This window comes from Pseudoalteromonas phenolica (genome assembly GCF_005876835.1).
Lineage (GTDB): Bacteria > Pseudomonadota > Gammaproteobacteria > Enterobacterales > Alteromonadaceae > Pseudoalteromonas > Pseudoalteromonas phenolica_B.
The window spans coordinates 40,877-58,055 of record NZ_PPSW01000001.1; the positions used below are offsets into that span (position 1 = coordinate 40,877).

Consider the following 17,179-nt stretch of genomic DNA (forward strand, 5'->3'; position numbering starts at 1 on the left):
CATTCTTAACAATGTGATTCCCTTATGCTTTACGCATATTTGAGAAAGGATCACGGAACATGCATTCAGTTATGAAAAAAGTCGCCCTTGGCTCACTCATGTCTTTGTCGAGTATGAGTTATGCCGCGCCGATGTGGCAAACCATAGAAACCGAACATTTCAATGTGCATTACACGCAAGGACATAAGCGCTGGGCAGAATCTGCCGCACACGAGCTTGAGTTAGTTCGCGATAAAGTACTTGAGCAGCAAAATCGCAGCCTAGGAACCAAAGCCGATGTAGTGGTCTTTGACCCTTATCATGGTGCAAATGGCTTCGCGATACCAAGTACCGATCAACCTCTAATGGCGTTATTTACCACGCCACCGCAATCAGACACCGTGATCTCTAACAGCAGTGGTTGGCAACAGCTATTGATTTTGCATGAGTACATTCATTTGGTGCATTTATCTCAACCTAATCGCAGTTCATGGCGACAAACACTTCGTGATGCATGGGACCCATACGATATCGCGCTTGCGATCATGCCGCGTTGGGTGGCAGAAGGCTATGCCACCTTGATGGAGTCGAAAATGACGGGGCGAGGTCGTTTATTTGATAACTACACTGAAGCCCTCCTCACAGAATTCGCTCGCCAAGGCGCATTATTGCCTTATTCAGCGCTCAATAATGGTAACGACAGTTATTTGAGCGGCTCAATGGCATATTTAATTGGTGTGCGTTACTTGGCATGGCTTGAAAAGAACTACGGTGAGCAGACTTTAGACGCTGTTTGGACACGTATGCAGGCAGTGGAATCTCGTGATTTTGATGAGGCGTTTAAGGGCGTATTTGGCGACCACCCTGCAAAATTATATAAGCGCTTTGTCGCGGAGTACACTTATCTGAGCATGGCTTCTGCGCAAGATTTGCCCGAGTTGGATACTAAGTTATGGCATGACTTTAAGTTTGACGCTAAAAACCTGCGTTTATCGCCGAGCGGTGAATTCATTGCCGTCACTGAGCGTGATAGCAAAGGTCGCACTGAGCTTAATATCTATGCGACCAAAGACAATGAAAAAGCTGAAAAAGACTTTAATGAAAAGCAAAAGGCCTTATTTGCGGCAGATCCTAAAGATGTAGCTGATAATGCGCCTGAGACCTTTGGCCGAGTAAAAAAACATACACTCACGCCAAGTAATTTTTCTGGCATTCGCTATGCGCGTTGGAAAGACGAGAATACTCTGTATTTCGTTGCATCGGTGCAAAAACCAAATGATCAGCATGCAGTACAAGGCGAATTATTTCAGTGGACGCTCGATGATAACCAAGTCACACAGCTAACTGAAGATGTGGGTATTCGTCGCTTTGCGATAGATAAAAACAACAATGCCATCGTGGCTGAAAAAGTACGCTACGGTTATTCACACTTAGTGAATTTAGAGCTCAACAATGGATCTGAAACCGTACTTTCAAGCAACCAGCTTGGTGATACATATGATTATCCTGAGATCTCTGAAAACGGCAATAAACTGGCCTATTTAAAATCAGGGCTGAATCAAAATTGGCAGTTGTATGTGCGAGATATGCAAACACAAAACAACTTTCAAGTACCCACCCCAAAAGGTTATCAATTCTTAACTCAGCCGAGCTGGTCCAAAGACGGTAATACCTTGTTCTACGTAGCCGGTGTAGAGGGGGCGATTAATCTATATGCTTATGACTTTAGCACGCAGCAGTTGTTGCAGTTAAGCCAAGGCCAGCATGTGGTGAGTTTTCCACAGCAATTAAACGACAGTGAATTGCTGTATTTAGGTGTTTCTTCAGAAGGTCCAGATGCTTACACACTGGAGATTAATAATACTGCAAGTTTGGTCACTGAGTTGAGTAACACTAAGCAAGCTCCTAAACTTTCAAATGCAGCTGTTCAACTTGATGATGCCCAGATTTACCAACAGCCATTGCAAAGTAAACCCTATGATAAATGGGAACACAGTGCATCCATGACCTTGGGCTCACAGTACCACAGTGCCAGTACTGAGGTATTACATCTGGGTGTGAAAGGATCTGACTTCCTAGAAGAAATAAGCTGGCATATTGGGCTAAGCAAAAGCTTAGGCGACAGCACTCTAGTTGGTGGTTTTGCCGATGTAAAAATGCAACAAGGTAATACCGCGTGGCAGGCAAAGGCGTTTTCGTTTGAACTAGATACCGCAGCGCAAAGTCGTGGGGCAGAGGTCGTTGCAATGGCACCGCATACGCTGCAACAAACAGGGCTTAGCGCACAGGTTAGCCATAGCTATCGCCAAAATATGCTGTCATTGACTGGCCATGCTGCCGTACATGCGAGTGAACTAGACACAGGCTTAGGAAGCCAAGACGAACGCTGGCTTCGCCTTGGGCTTGAGCAAAGCTGGCAATATGACAAACAGGCATTTGCGATTGGCCAGCAAATTAAAGCCCAGTGGCTAGACGGCAAATCAGGTGAGACGGACTGGCAGGGCTACAATCTCGCTGCGTCAATATTCGGTAAAGCGTTTCATATACCTTTGTATATACAAGCAGAGCAAGTGAAACGAGAAGATACATTATTGAATTTAGGTGGCTTTAGATCGAGCCTCATAGATCAAAATGTCATGGCAAATACTATTTATAAACCAGATTTACCTTTTTTTGCTGGTGTTGCTGAGCGTTATCAAGGTTATGGTGGTGGTGTGGCCATGTCAGAAGGTGCGCCTTGGCTTTACTACCAACAGCACCAATTAGACCACCAAGTGTTTGGGCAAAGCTATGGAGTCAAATGGACCACCTGGTTTAATGGTCGCGATTGGAGCGCAAAATTCGCCCCTGCGGGGATCAGTGATCTACGTATCGACATAGGCTTAAGTCGAGTTGAAAGCGAGCGTTTTGAAAACGAAAACCGCGCATGGCTTGGACTGTGGTTTGATTTGTAGGAGTTAATGACTTGTTGGGTTATTAAAGCAGGCTTCTTTGGTAACCCATCTTATAAGGCTATGTTTTATAAATAGTCAGCTTTTAGTTTTGAGTCATAATTAACATTCCAAAGTTGTTTCCAAAAAAGGGGGCTGCTTGAATTATACTATTGCGATAAAGGAACTAATCTAGCAATAACGGTATGGATAAGTCACTCGAAGCAATATTATTTGAAATTAGCCAAAGCCCAGAAATTGATAGTGGCGATCTTAAAACGGCTGGTAGTTTAATCATTCAAGCATGCTGTAAAGGGTTAGATATATCACGCACCTCTATGTGGTCAGTAGATGAAAGCGGCGCAAAATGTCACCTCCTGATTGATAATGGTGAATTTCAAACATTCGATAACTTCTTTTTGAGCCGCCAAGCATTTCCTATTTACTTCCAGAATCTAGATAACGAGAGGATCATCGCTGCAGCTGATGCGGTGAACGATAAAATCACTTTTGAATTTTCTGAGGTCTATTTAAAACCTCGTAACATTGCTTCTATGCTAGATGTACCAATACGCCGAAAAGGTAAAATGATCGATATCATTTGCTGTGAACATCAAGGTGAGCACCTCAAGCATTGGCAAGATGATGAACTGATATTTGTATCTACTTTGGCTGAGCTGTATGGACGGGCGAACAATGCACACCGTAGTTTGCAATATGAAGAAGCGTTACGCGACCTTAATGCAGAGCTCGACAGTATTGTGAAAAAGCGCACAAAAGAATTAGAAGCCACCATTTTTGAACTTAAGCAAGCGCAAGAAGAGCTCGCCGAAAGTAAAAAACTGGCTGCACTTGGAGAGATGGTCGCTGGCATAGCCCATGAAGTTAATACGCCTTTAGGTGTTGCGATAACCGCGGCGAGTTTATGTGCTGAAAAAATGAGTGCAGTCAGTATAAACCTAGAGAATAAGACATTGACCAGGCCAATGCTAAGTGATTTTCTGAGTGATTCTAGTGACGCGCTCAAAATAGTATTAGCAAACCTTGATAGATCCGCGCATCTAATGAATGATTTTAGAAACGTCTCGGCCAACCAAATTAATCCCACTCGTGAAAAAGTCATAATAGAAGAGTACATTGGGCAAGTATTAAATACGCTTAGCCCTAAGCTGAAAAAACACAAAGTGCAGGTTGAGTATCACATTGCAAGTTGTCACGAACGCTTAACTTACCCCGGCTTACTGGCGCAAGTCATCTCGAATCTTGTAAATAATGCCATTGAACATGCGTTTAAGGCCGATCAGCCAGAGAAAAAGTTAGAAGTGCTAGTCGAAAAATCAATGGACCATATAAATATTCATTTTAATGATAATGGCAAAGGCATTAGTGAGCAGCACTTAGCGCATATATTTAATCCTTTCTTTACTACTAAAAGGCATGACGGTAATACCGGTCTGGGTTTATCAATTTCTTATAATTTACTGAAAAAGCAATTAGGTGGAAGCTTAAGTGTCTCTTCAAAAGAAGGGGTAGGTAGTCAATTTACGATTTCATTACCAGATATATTGTTTAACAGGGGTTGCGCAGAGAATGTGAGTTGTGAACCCCAAACGACCTCTTAAGCATATATGCTTAATTGAACAGTCTTATTTATTATAAGTTTCTTTAAACTCTGCAAGCCCAGCAATTGCTGGGCTTTTTGATTATAGAATACTAAAGCATAAGCTCCAGTGATTTTAATTTCGCTTCGTATATCCCGGTTTTTTCTTGAGAGTCAGACATTTTGATGGCTTTTTCTAAAGCTTCTTTTGCGAGGTCATGATCATTTTGTAGATAGTGGGTCTTGGCTAATTCGAAGTAAGGTTCAGGTAGATAAGGGTGTTGTTCAATGATTTTATTTAGGGTTTTCTTTGCTTTTCCAAAGTGTTTCTTTTCTAAGCTTTGTTTTGCAATTAGCAAGAAATCAAATGGCGTTTTGGCTGCTTTTTCAAGTTCTTCATTAAGTCTTTCAACTAAATCGGTATTACTCTGTTGAGCGGCTAAAAATCGATATGACGCAATGAGATTACTACTTGTTAAATTATGCTGTATAGCAAATTGAAAAAGCTGTTCAGCTGTTTTGGTATCTCCTGCGCGGCGGTGCAAAATGGCTAATAGGTTAATTAGCTCAGGGTTTTTAGGTGTGAACTTTAGAGCTTCATTGATGAGTGAGTAGCTTAAATCAAAGTGTTCATCTATCAGCGCATTTGTAGCCAAGTTAGAATAATACTTAGACAGAAGGCTTGAGTATGTCGCATTGCCAAGATAAAACGTATTTTGTTGGGGGAAATAATCTACAACTGTGCCAGCTCTTAAAATTTGAATCCAATCCTTATCTTTTTCTTCTGAATCTTTGGGGGCATAAAGTTTAGTATTGAAGTGCGTAGAGACAATAAGAAGATCTTGTTCTTTTTTGAAAATAGGATATGTAGATACTTCTCTAAAGCCAGTCTCTACACCTGCGACGTTCGCGTAGGCTTGGGTTAAGATAGCTAGGCTAACACAGTTTCCTTGTTGTTTACTCTGAGACTCGCTTGCAGTTAAGGTCTCTCCGTCATATGAGAAGTAACCCATTGTTCTGTCTAAGTATCTCTCAATAGCTTTGTCAGCTCTGAGCCCTTGAGAAATATATTCATTATACTCGGCCAGAAACTTCGACTTTTCAGCTTTTGGAAGTGCGAATATCTCTTCTTCGCTAGGTACGGATATAAGCTTGAATAAATTAGGGTTTACAAGTGTTAGGGGAGAAGGGGTAGATTCTTTTTCGGGTTTAGGTGCTGGCGTCGTGTTACACCCAGTAAAAATAAAAGTGATGAAAAGAAACATAATTAAATAACGCAAAATACAGCTCCTTGTTATCTGTCAATTTAGCTTTGCACTGCTCAATTTCTATTCTTACCTCGTATGCTTGTATTTGTAAAGTTATTCACTAAAATGCGCGCCCTCTTTCAATTATCAATAAAAACCAGTGTTTTACATCGTGTTTTATTGATGGTTACGCCTTTTTTACTTGTTCACAATATCGTTACAGGAGCCTGCGTTGTTCGACTATTTGCCGATCGTCTCATCCCTCATTTTAGTCTTTAGCTTTTGGCCTCTAATTAATAAAGTACGCCGTAACCGCAGTGTGTCAGGGCTGTCACTGATGATGATGAGTTTTGGTGTGGCACAGAGTAGTTACTTTATTGCTTACAATTTGTTTTTTGACCGCTTGTTTATGGTGTTGCCATTTGTGGTGACCGGTGCTTTGAGTGCGCTGATCTTATATTACTTTGTGCGCTATAACTCAGATGAAAAGCAACGTAGACAGCTGGCGATAATGCTGCTGTGCTCGGTACTGCCTTTTGGGCTGTTATTATTACCCAATACCGATGCGGCAAGTTTGTTAAATGGCCTAACCTATGTGGGTTTAGTGATGAGCTCAGTCAGAGTTATGCCACAAACTTATAAAACGATTAAAAGTGGAGATGTGTCGAACTTGAGTGCTCGCTACTTTTCGCTGCAGTTAATTGCTGGTTTAACCGGGTTGAGTGCAGAGTTACATATGGCGCAAGTGAGTGTGGCGCATGTACTCACGTTTGTGATGATCTTACTGACCAATGCTGCGCAGCTGGCGTGTATTCATTACTATCGTCGCCCGGCACTGGCCTAACCTCCCGCATAATAAAGGTCAAAGTGGCAAGCGTATTGTCACTTTTGCACCGTCTTGGTGGTTACTCAAAGAGAGCTCACCACTATGTCTCTCTATGATGTCTTGGCAGATAGTCAGACCAAGCCCATGTCCTGATGGCTTGGTGGTGTAAAGCGGTGTGAGTGCATTGTTTAAATTGGCAAAACCCGGACCGTTATCGCAGACTGTGATCTGTTGCCAACTGCCTATGACTTGATTTTGTATGGTGACTTTTGCGTCTGACTCGGCCGCTTCTTTGGCATTCTTAATTAAGTTAATCAGCACTTGTTCTATTTGTATTGCATCAGCAATTAAATTACTGGCGCCAGAGTAGTACAGCTCAACATTTTGCTCATCTGCGCACGCTTGAACGACACCTTGTAAATCGAAGTGTTGGGCATGGGGCTCTGGTAACCGACTGAGGCTAGCGTAACTTTTTATAAAGCTCAGCAGTGACTCGCTGCGGTTTTTGACTCGAGTCAGAGCTTGGCGAGTTTGTGACTCAGGCAGTGGATCGTACTCTAATAAAGTCTCAGTCATCGAGCTCATAGGGGTCAGTGAATTAGTGAGCTCGTGAGACAAAATACGAATTAAATCGGCTTGGCTCTGGCGCTTGGCTTTTTGTAATTGCTCACCTATAAACAAAGCGCTTACCAGCGTGTAACCTTGCTCTTTGAGCTTAAATAGCTGTAATTGCCATTGTTGGTTGAAATCAGTATGACAAACATTATTTTGTGTGATCTTAAACCCAGTATCAGCTTGTGACATGCCGGTTAGTAACGGCTGGTTTATTGCTTGATGCATGCTGTGGTTAAAAAAGCACAGCTTTTGATGCTCATCGAATACCGCAATCGGTGTTGGCCAGCTTTGCAGCAGTGAAAAAAATAATGGTTGTTGCTGTGCTTCATCTTGATGAAATAGATTGCTCAGTTGCATGCCGAGTTGCGCGATGGGGGTGCTGTGATCGGTAAAATTTAAACTGAGATTGGTTTGCCCTTGTTGTTTAGCATTCACAAAGGCTTGTAGTTGTTTTATGGGCTCAAACCAAGCTAAATATATGCGGTAGGCCATGTAACTAAACAAGTAAGCTAAGACAGAAAATACGCTGGCAGTGAGTAAAGCATCGCTGCTCCATGTATAAAGTAAAGCACTGCTCAAAGTGAGTAATAGCAGTACACAAGCAGTTAAGAGCGCTTTTACTTTGAAAGTTTGAGTATGTCTCATGGCTTACTCTGGCAAATCGATTTGATATTTTTCTAAGCGACGATAAAGCGCATTACGTGAAATACCCAATACCTTGGCAGAGGCACTGATCTGCGACTCATTCGCAGCAAGCACATCCAGAATACGCTGTTTTTCGAGTGCTTCTAAGGTCATTGCTGGCACTTCAGAGGTTTGCTCTGAATGCGTCGTTTCAATCAACAAGTGGGTATCATCAATGGACTCGTTTTGACAGATAAGCACTGCGCGTTCAAGGGTGTGGCTTAACTCTCTGACGTTGCCCGGCCAGTCATGCGAAAGTAGTCGCTGGCTGGCAGTTTGGTCGAGAGTCGGTCGAGTCTTATTATATTTTTGACTGTATTTATCAATGAAGTATTCGGCAAGAGGCAAAATATCCGCTTGTCTGGCTCGCAGTGGTGGCAAGGTGATAACAAAGGTATTGAGCCGATAATATAAGTCTTGACGAAATTGCTGTTTAGCAATGGCTTGCGGAATATCCTGATTGGTTGCTGCAATTAAGCGCACATCAACTTTGCTTGGCGCACTCGCGCCCAGTGGCGTAAATTGCCCAGTTTCTAATACTTGTAGTAATTTGGGTTGTAAATGAATGGGCAGTGCCCCTATTTCATCCATAAATAAGCTACCCGACTGGGCTTGGCTAAATGCCCCTAAACGGTTTGTCTTGGCATCGGTAAAAGCACCTTTTTGATGACCGAATAGCTCGCTTTCGAACAAGTTATCTGTGATGGCCGCCATATTTAAGTTGATTAAGGGAGCTTGGCGACGGTGGCTGAGTTGGTGAATACGCTGCGCTAGTTGTGACTTTCCTGTGCCGTTTTCACCTAAAATCAGTAAATTTGCGTCTGTTTGTGCCAGTTGGTGAACCAATTGCTCAATTTGCTGCATTTTCTCAGAGTGTGCGATCCAAGCCGAAGCGCTGTCACTTCGCACTTTGGTAGGTTCAATATGTCGAGCGATCTGTGCCAATAAGGCATCTTTACGCCACGGCTTTTCAACAAAGTCTTTTGCGCCGAGTTGCATGCCTTTTACGGCAAGTTCAATGTTTGCCCACGCGGTCATTAAGATGACCGGAATATTCAGTGCGGTAAGCTCCGGCAGTAAGGCGAGGCCTTCTTGGCCTGAAGTGGTATCACGAGAGAAGTTCATATCAAGCAAAATTAAGTCGGGGGTCAGACGCGTTAATACTTGTTGGCAGGCAAATGGGTTTTCGGCTTCAACAACACGGAAACCGGCTTGCTCGAGTAATAAACTGAGCGCGAAACGTATGTCGTCATGATCATCGACAATTAAAATGCAGGGCTTCGATATGGGCATGAATATATGTACTTCTTTCTAGGGCGGCTACCATAGCCGCCCGGTCCTTGATTAAGAGAGTTGGTATTATAACTCTCTTAGTGCGCGCATCGGGTCGGCATTGATAATACGCCAAACAACCCAAGTAATGGCTGAGAGTACGATAGCAAGCAAGGCAAAACCAAACAAGCCCAGTGCCGTCCAAGAAAGTGCTGGCAGACTACTGTGGTTTTGTTGAACCACGCCGTAGCTAATACTTGATAACGCAATGGCAATGCCTGCGGCAATCAGTAATAAAGGCGTGATGCTTTGCAAAGTGCGCTTCAGTAATGATACTCGGGTTGCCCCCGTTGCCATTCTGATGGCCAGTTCAAAACGCTTTAACTCACTAAAGCCAACCGCCATGGCATTTGAGCCGACAAAAGCCAGTAACAAGGTTAATACGCATAAACCTGAAATAAAGTAAAAGCGAATGCGATCTTGCTCGATATGTTTGTCCCAAATTGACGCCAGTGAGTCAAAGTGTAATTGTTTTACCTTTGGATGTGCACTTAACATGGCGGTTTTCAGCTCTGATTGCTTGAAGGTGTGCCCTTCAGGCAACTGCATCATGATGTAAACTCCGGTATTTGCAGTATTTATAATAGGTGCCATTAGGGTTGGGTAGCCTAGCCCTTTGCTGACAAGACTGAAGTGGTCGGCAATCACACCAATGATTTGCAAGGTACCTATTTGTTTGCCAATGGCTGATTCAATCGTACCATCCTGAGATAATTGCAATGCTAAAGGTTCATTAATAATGGCGACTTGCGCTAATGAAGTTTGTTCTTCTGCTGTTATGTTGCGACCCGCTAGTAACTTTAACCCAAACGCGTCGACATAATCTGCGCCAATGTTTTTGTACATATATGTGATTTGTTCGTTAGTATCTTCATCGAAATTCATCGAAATCATCATATTTGAACCAAATGGTTCACTTTGAGAGTCGAGAATTTTGAGTTGAGGTTGAACGTTTTGAGCTGCTGACGATAACTGTGCTTTGATATCTAGAATCTCTAAGTGAAGACGCTGCTCTTCAGCACGTCTTAGCTGTTCTTCTGAAGGTAGTGGGTCACCTTGTCCCTCGAAATCAACTTTTACCATCATGGTATTGCCTGGTGTAAAACCTAAATCGACGTTCACCTTGTTGTAAGTGGCTTCGGCCAAGAGGGCTGTACCTGTCATGATCAATGCGGCTGAGCTTAGTTGTGCGATAAATAAAGCTTTTGTCAGCGGGCTCATTTTGCCAGCATTCACCCCTTTGTTAGAGGTATTGATATGTTGATTCAGCGCCGTCGAGTCGCACTGAAATATGGCAGACAGAGAGAAAACAGCATTGATGATCAAGACAATGAAGATGGCCATACTCACAGTCACAAGATCTAAATTTACCAGTGAAAGCATTTCGATATTGCCACCACTGATGATAGGTAGGGCACGAATAAGCCAAGCACAGGCAAACAGGCCAATGAGTGCAGAGAATAAGAACAGGGGTAGACTTTCTAAAAAGGCAATGATAAATAAGCGCTTTCTCGGAGAGCCGAGGCATAGGTGCGTGGCAAACTCTTGCTCGCGCTGTTGATAGTGAGACAAGAACAAGTTGAATAAGTTTAAGCTCGCCATGAACAGTAATGCAGACACTGAGATAAATAGAAAAACAATCAGTGTGTTTTGATCTTTCATTAAATGTGCGCGATAAAGTTCAACTTTGCTAGATGTGCCCATTTGCTCTAGCATGCCTTTGTAGCTTGCTAATTCAGTTTCGTATTTTGCGAATAAATGCTGCCAAAATTGGGTGAGCATTTCTTCGGTAAATACTTGATTTTGCGTTTTAATGAAGAGTTTATTTGAGCCGCCAAATTGGTTCGACGGGGTATCAGCTAAGTGACTCGCTAAATCAAAGAACTGCCACGTTTGCTGCGAAACGATATCATCCATACTATAAAACGAGCGAAAATCAGCGAATACTCCACGAATAAGCAACTGGTTTCCCTCTAATTCTAATTGTCGACCGACCACATTCGCGCTGCTGGCAAAGGCGTTACGCCACAAGCTCTCAGATATCCACACTGCACCCTCTTGATTACTTAAGCTTGGCATTTCACCAACTAATAATGGCGTATTGGCGATCACCGTTTGAAAGTTATTTGAAGCAGTGAGCTTAGTAATGGCAAGGTTTTGATCGTTGACCTGTACAAAATTGGCGCGGGCATGCAAGGTTGCAACCTCACCAAACTGCTTATAATATTCGGCAAATTCAGCGGCACCGTGGCGGTTAAAAATTGAGATTTTAAAGTCTTCTGAGACTTGAACCTGCCTATCAACATGATAAATATTTTGCTCGTCTTTGATGTCTGGCAAAGGCTTAAAAATTAGATTGCTACTCATAGCAACGACTGTGAGTACGGCGGCTAAGGTTAAACTTAATGTTATTAGCACAGGCAGGGCTAATCTTGGTTTTGTGATCAGCCTTTGCACCCCATGTTTCAGCGCGCGTTGGTAAATACTCATGCTACCGCCTCCTGTTGCTCGACTAAGACTTTGCCATCAAATAAACGAATTTGGCGTTTCGCCATACGACTATAACGTTCGTCGTGTGTCACCATCACAATGGTGGTACCTTGGCGGTTGAGCTCTAATAACAGCTGCATCACGGCATCACCATTTTGACTGTCTAGGTTACCTGTTGGCTCATCCACCAGTAGCAGATCAGGTTCACCCACTAAAGCACGTGCAATCGCAACACGCTGCTGTTGTCCGCCAGAAAGCTGGCTTGGTGTGTGATCTAAGCGACCTGTCATATTAACGGCGGCAAGTTGTTTTTCTACGGCGGATTTAATGTCTTTTTTGCTCGCGCCACGATGTTCAAGGGGCAATGCCACGTTTTCGAATACAGTTAAGCTATCGATCAAATTAAATGACTGGAATACATAGCCAATATGCTTATTTCTGACTTGCGAACGCTGATCGACGTTGAGGGTTTTTGTGTCTATGTCTGCCAACACATACTGACCGTCAGATGCGGTATCAAGTAACCCTAAAATACTGAGTAATGTCGATTTACCACAGCCTGAAGGACCAGAAATAGCAATGAATTCGCCTTCTTGAATGTGTAACGACACATCTTGCAACGCATGCGTGTTTACTTGTCCTTGCTGATAGATTTTGTTGATGTTGTTAATGGTCACTAAAGTTTTCATGTGCGTTCCTTATAGTTTGTCGTTATCAAGCGCAAGCTGACTGAAATTATGCCACTGACTGAGATCAGATGTGATAACTATGTCACCGACTTTTAGGCCTGAGTGAATGAGAAGGTATTGTTCGCTCAGCTCACCAAAGCGAACTTGTGTTTGTGTAAGCTGTGCTTGCTGAGCTGTTTTTTTGTAAAGCGGTTGCGTGCCTAAAGGCGAGAGGCCCGGGCGCTGTGCGATATAGAGCGCATTTTCAAGGTGTTCTAAAAACACTAAGGCATTAACTGGCTGTGCAGGGCGTAAGTTAGCGGGCGCGCCTTCAGTAAAGTGCACTTCGGCAATGATAAAGCCGTTTTCAACCACTGAGCCGAGTTGTTGTACAGTGCCCGAAAATGCCCCTTGTTGATGTTTTAAGTTAACTTGCGCGCCCAGTTGTACGCGTTCAGCAAGACGTTGGGGAATATTAATTCGCGCCATTAACTGAGACTTAGAGCCAACACGTGCCATGGCCTGACCTTGAGATACGCGTTGCCCAAGTTCAATATCGAGCTGCTGTAAAGTACCTTCGATGCCTGCTGTGACGGTGAGGTTTGCCACTTTATTGGCGATGAGTGTCACTTGTTTTTGCTGTTGATTAAGCTGTATTTGTTGTTGCTCAAGTTCAAGTTTGTGCATTTCTTGCTGCTTTTCGAAACGATATTGCGCGAACTGCAATCGTTTCTGCAGTTGCGATAAACGTAGTTCAGCACGTTCTAGTTCTATCTTGGCGGCGATCCCTTGTTGCGCGAGTCTCTGGTTTACATCTACATCGAGCTGTGCAGCCTGAATTTGGCTTTGCATATCGGCCAGATCGGCTTGAAAGTTCAGTTGTTCGTTTTGCTTTTGTAATTTAAATGCCGCGAATTCTGAATGCATACGTTCTAGTTGTGACTGGCTTTCAAAGAGCTGTTGATCAAGGTCTGGATTACTTAACTTCGCGATGATGCTAGTGGGTGTGACCTCTGCACCTGCACGTATAAAGATTTCTGTAACCTGTGCGGTTTCGGGCGCACTGATCAAGCGCTCGTAGCGTGAAGCATATTCTCCGAGCACAGGAATTTTAATATCAAGCGGGCCTTGCTGAACTGTGGCGGTTTCGAGCTCAGCGGTCTTTAAAGTTGGTATTGACGGGCTATTTAGCCAGAAAATTAGCAATGCAAAAGTCATTAAACCCGCGGTTAGCCAAACATATTTATGTTGTTTGGGATTGCGTTGAGTGGTTGTCGAAATATCCATGTAAAACCTGCATATAAGTAACTATGCTAAAGGTTAAGGAAGTCTTGTGCCAAAAATCAAAATCATTAATTATCAATCTCTTGCGGTTTTTTGTGAGTGATTTTTAGGTGGCGTGTGTGCGGTAGCGAACAAGGGTGTTCGATTTCGGGCAACATCTGATTTAATAGTCGGGTATTTACACCTTGTTGCATTTTAAATTGATTATGATTTTCGAATATTGGGACTAACCGCTATATTAGGATGAGTTAAATTATTACCAAGATTGGGGTGAAATGTTCGTGTTGATTAAGACCTTACTTTTTAAATTGTTTAAACAGCAGGCCAGCAAAAAAGTGGCGGGTATTGTAGTTGAAAAAGCGATGCAACAAGGCATGGCATATATGGCGAAACGCGGCGAGCAGACTGAAGATGACACCATGTTGCTTGCTGCGGCGTTAAACAGCTTGGCCAATAAAGGGCTAGAAGATGGCGTTTATCCACTTGAGTGTGGGCAAAAGCGTTTTAATGTGACCATTCGAAGTCAAGGCATAGTGGCTATTCAACCGATCGAAGCCAGTAAAATGTAGTTGTTGAAGCTGCAGATTATTTAGAGCATATAAGTGATACCAACCCTCAATAATACTCAATCATTTTGAGGGACTAAAACTGACGCTAGCTTCGTTAGAAATTTTTTATTTAGAACAACTAAATTGCAAAATTTTCGCCTTGCTATCGAGCAGTTTTCCTTGCCTCAAAATAGATCATTTAATTAAGAGGATTGGTATAAAAAGGCCAGCATAAACTTCGCTGGCCTTTTAACATCACAATGCAAACTGAGTGATTAAGCGTCTAATGCTTTCTCGATTAGGCGCTTAATGTAAGCATGATGTGCTTTAGTCGCTGTGTCAGCGCCCCAAGGTGCACTCATGTCATTAATTTGTTGCAACTGATATAACGCTGCTGCTTTAGCAAGGTTGTCATATCGGCTTGGTTTACCAAGGCCTGCAGCTTTGATTAAGCGATTTACATATTCAACCTGTAGGTTTTGGCTGAATGTGTTTACTTCTTTGCTCTTCACAAAAATGCCAGCAGTTAAATCAGTCATAAAGTCGTTTAACGCGTACTCATTACCGTATAGTGCCGTGTCAGATAAACGCTGTAACACATTTGGGTGTAACAGTTGGTTTAGCACTGACTTTTGCATGCCTAATACCATTTTGTGCGCTTTCGGATCTTCGTTCTTACCATAGTGGTTGAAGCCACGACGCTGTTGCTGCATGAAGTTATACAGAGGCTGCATGTTCGCCAATACGTTTGGTGCAAACACTTTGTCAGCTAGTGCTTGCATCGCTTCTTTTTGGCGCGCCAGCGGTACCGGTGTGAATGGTTTTACATCATCAGCTGTGCCTACTACGTTACGTTCAACATACACGCCACCAATTTGACGAGAGATCACGTCAGCTTGGCGCTTATATTGGCCGAATAGAACATTTGCGGAGGTTAACAGCTGTTGATGTGATTCGCCTTGTACACGTGCTGTATCAGTTAGCTTGCCTAGTAGGCTGTCGATAAGCTCCATGCGGTCAACACCATAAGCCACTGGGTTAGATGATAAGTCACCTATCATCACACGCGGATCAATATGACGACCTGGTGCACGCATATCGTCTGCGTCATTACCAAATGTTAGTTTTGGATCGTTTGAACGAGATAGAATTGCTTCAAGGCGCTTTTCTTCTGCATCAGTTGTGCTTGCTGCAACGCTGTAGCCGTATTCAATTGCCCAATCATCGTAAGGACCCGGACGAGTTTGGAAGATATCGCCTTGTTTTTTACCAAGCGGAGCAATGTTCGCAGGTGCATAATCCATTACGGAACCGGTCACGATACCTTGTGTTAGGTTCTTATCATGTACTTCGTTTTCATCCCAGATGATAGACGACTTCATGTTGTGGTTAAGACCCAGTGTGTGGCCCACTTCGTGTAATATAAGTTGCACAAGGGCTTGGCGAAGCATTTCTTTACGCTCGATATCGCTGCCCGTTGATAGGCTGGCTGTCATCATTTCGCCTTGTAGCTCATGACCTAATGAACAGTTCATCGCATCATGTTCGGCTAAATCGGCATTGCTGTGGCTCATTGCACCTTGGCTGTAAAGTGTGTCGTAGATCCAACGGTTCTTCATAAACACATACTCAAGCATGATATCTGAACCTAAAATCTCACCCGTTAATGGGTGCGCAAGTGCAGGACCGTAACCGCCGAAAGGAGGGCGAGGTGATGATGTCCAACGTAGCACATTGTAGTTAATGTCCCCGGCATCCCACTCTGCATCATCAGGTTGCACTTTTACAACTAATGCGTTTTTGAAACCGATTTTCTCGAATGCACTGTTCCAAGCCAATACGCCGTCACGGACTGTGTCACGCCATTCAACAGGTGTGGTGTTTTCAATCCACCACACAATTGGCTCTACAGGCTCAGATAATTCAGCATTTGGATCTTTTTTCACTAAGTCCCAACGCTTGATCACGTCATTGTAAGGTGTCCAATCAGGTGATGTCATCACATCGAATTGGTTTGTGAAGTAACCAATGCGCGCGTCGTCTTTACGTGGCTGATAATCGTTTTTAGGTAGCGCTACAAAGCTATGTTGAACTTTGACAGACACAGAACGTGGATCTGTTACTGCAGCAGAACCACGCACACTTGGGTTCGGGTTGCTAAACACATAATCAACAACAATGTCTAAGTTGTTTGAATATGGACGCTGTTTGATGATGCGAGATTTCTTGCTATCAAGCTTGCCCACGTTGAAGCGTTTGCTAGCATTTTTATCACCAGCGCGCTTCCAAGGCGATACTTTGTGTAGTGATTCACTTAAGAAGATTTTGTCGGCTTTAAATGCGATCTTACCATCTTCTTGTTTTTCAATTTTTACACTCGCCAGTACCGCTTCACTGATGTTTGCTTCGCTTGCACGTGCTAGCGCAGTGTTTTCTTCAAACTGGTAGCGTGGTGTTTTACTGATGATATCGATGCGGTTGAAATGCTGTCTAAATTCAATCAGTTTAGTTTCGCGGTAGCTACCACGAACATGGCCAGCATCCGTTACACCGTCAACGGTATGTGCAAAATAAACAAAAGGGGTATTTAATTGGCTTTCTTCTAAAACCAATAAGTGCTCACCTGTTTTCTTATCTTGGTAAAGCTCAAATACGCCTTTGAATGCGGTTTTGTTTTCAATCAGACTGGCAATGGTCTTTTCTTTTTTATCTTCTTTTTTCTTATCGGCAGCAATGGCTGCTTGGCTAGCAAAAGTCAGTGCTAGCGCAATTGAAAGGGCAGTTTTTTTCATAAGTACGCTTGTTAATTTTTCTTTGGATTTTTTAGTGTACCGAATATGACTTATAAAGCCATATTGATGCGATTGATGACATAGTTGGGTCAGTTTGAATGTTGTTAAGGTTTTGATTTTTATGGTTTTTGATTTTGTAACATTGTATGTAAAACCAAACACCTGCTATTCATCGTATTAGCTG

Annotated in this window: 11 protein-coding genes; 4 read left to right on the forward strand and 7 right to left on the reverse strand. The window is 43.1% G+C overall.

Annotated elements, in window-relative coordinates:
• The first annotated feature begins 59 nt into the window (after nucleotides 1-59).
• Nucleotides 60-2,933, forward strand: coding sequence for a TolB family protein (locus C1E24_RS00160; protein WP_138477642.1), 2,874 nt, complete (start codon nucleotides 60-62; stop codon nucleotides 2,931-2,933).
• 182 nt (nucleotides 2,934-3,115) lie between these two features.
• Nucleotides 3,116-4,531 carry a sensor histidine kinase gene (locus C1E24_RS00165; RefSeq protein WP_138477644.1) on the forward strand — a complete coding sequence of 472 codons (1,416 nt, stop codon included), beginning with the start codon at nucleotides 3,116-3,118 and terminating at the stop codon, nucleotides 4,529-4,531.
• Between the two features lie 91 nt (nucleotides 4,532-4,622).
• Here the strand turns inward: C1E24_RS00165 and C1E24_RS00170 are convergent, their stop codons facing one another.
• Entirely contained in the window at nucleotides 4,623-5,789 is a 1,167-nt protein-coding gene (locus C1E24_RS00170) for a tetratricopeptide repeat protein (protein ID WP_138477647.1), read from the reverse strand.
• Nucleotides 5,790-5,988: 199 nt separating this feature from the next.
• Between C1E24_RS00170 and C1E24_RS00175 the strand changes: the two genes are divergently transcribed.
• Complete coding sequence (locus tag C1E24_RS00175) at nucleotides 5,989-6,600, forward strand: PQ-loop domain-containing transporter (RefSeq protein WP_138477649.1); 612 nt, start codon at nucleotides 5,989-5,991, stop codon at nucleotides 6,598-6,600.
• 18 nt (nucleotides 6,601-6,618) lie between these two features.
• Here C1E24_RS00175 and C1E24_RS00180 read toward each other — a convergent pair whose 3' ends face one another.
• From C1E24_RS00180 to C1E24_RS00200, 5 genes are all read right to left on the reverse strand, one after another.
• Nucleotides 6,619-7,842: a sensor histidine kinase gene (locus C1E24_RS00180; RefSeq protein ID WP_138477651.1), complete on the reverse strand. Its 1,224-nt coding sequence runs from the start codon at nucleotides 7,840-7,842 to the stop codon at nucleotides 6,619-6,621.
• Nucleotides 7,843-7,845: 3 nt separating this feature from the next.
• A complete protein-coding gene (locus C1E24_RS00185; protein ID WP_138477653.1) occupies nucleotides 7,846-9,174 on the reverse strand; it encodes a sigma-54-dependent transcriptional regulator in 1,329 nt (442 codons plus the stop codon).
• 66 nt (nucleotides 9,175-9,240) lie between these two features.
• On the reverse strand, nucleotides 9,241-11,703 hold the full coding sequence (locus tag C1E24_RS00190) for an ABC transporter permease (protein WP_138477655.1): 2,463 nt from the start codon (nucleotides 11,701-11,703) through the stop codon (nucleotides 9,241-9,243).
• Nucleotides 11,700-12,392 (reverse strand): ABC transporter ATP-binding protein, encoded by a 693-nt coding sequence (locus C1E24_RS00195; RefSeq protein ID WP_138477657.1) that lies wholly within the window; start codon nucleotides 12,390-12,392, stop codon nucleotides 11,700-11,702. The genes C1E24_RS00190 and C1E24_RS00195 overlap by 4 nt, the downstream gene beginning before the upstream one ends.
• A gap of 9 nt (nucleotides 12,393-12,401) precedes the next feature.
• Entirely contained in the window at nucleotides 12,402-13,658 is a 1,257-nt protein-coding gene (locus tag C1E24_RS00200; protein ID WP_138477659.1) for an HlyD family secretion protein, read from the reverse strand.
• A 278-nt stretch (nucleotides 13,659-13,936) separates the two neighbouring features.
• Here C1E24_RS00200 and C1E24_RS00205 point away from each other — a divergent pair, with 278 nt between their 5' ends.
• Entirely contained in the window at nucleotides 13,937-14,224 is a 288-nt protein-coding gene (locus C1E24_RS00205) for a hypothetical protein (protein ID WP_138477661.1), read from the forward strand.
• Between the two features lie 254 nt (nucleotides 14,225-14,478).
• Here the strand turns inward: C1E24_RS00205 and C1E24_RS00210 are convergent, their stop codons facing one another.
• Nucleotides 14,479-16,995, reverse strand: a complete 2,517-nt coding sequence (locus tag C1E24_RS00210; RefSeq protein ID WP_138477663.1) for a zinc-dependent metalloprotease — start codon at nucleotides 16,993-16,995, stop codon at nucleotides 14,479-14,481.
• Nucleotides 16,996-17,179: the final 184 nt, after the last annotated feature.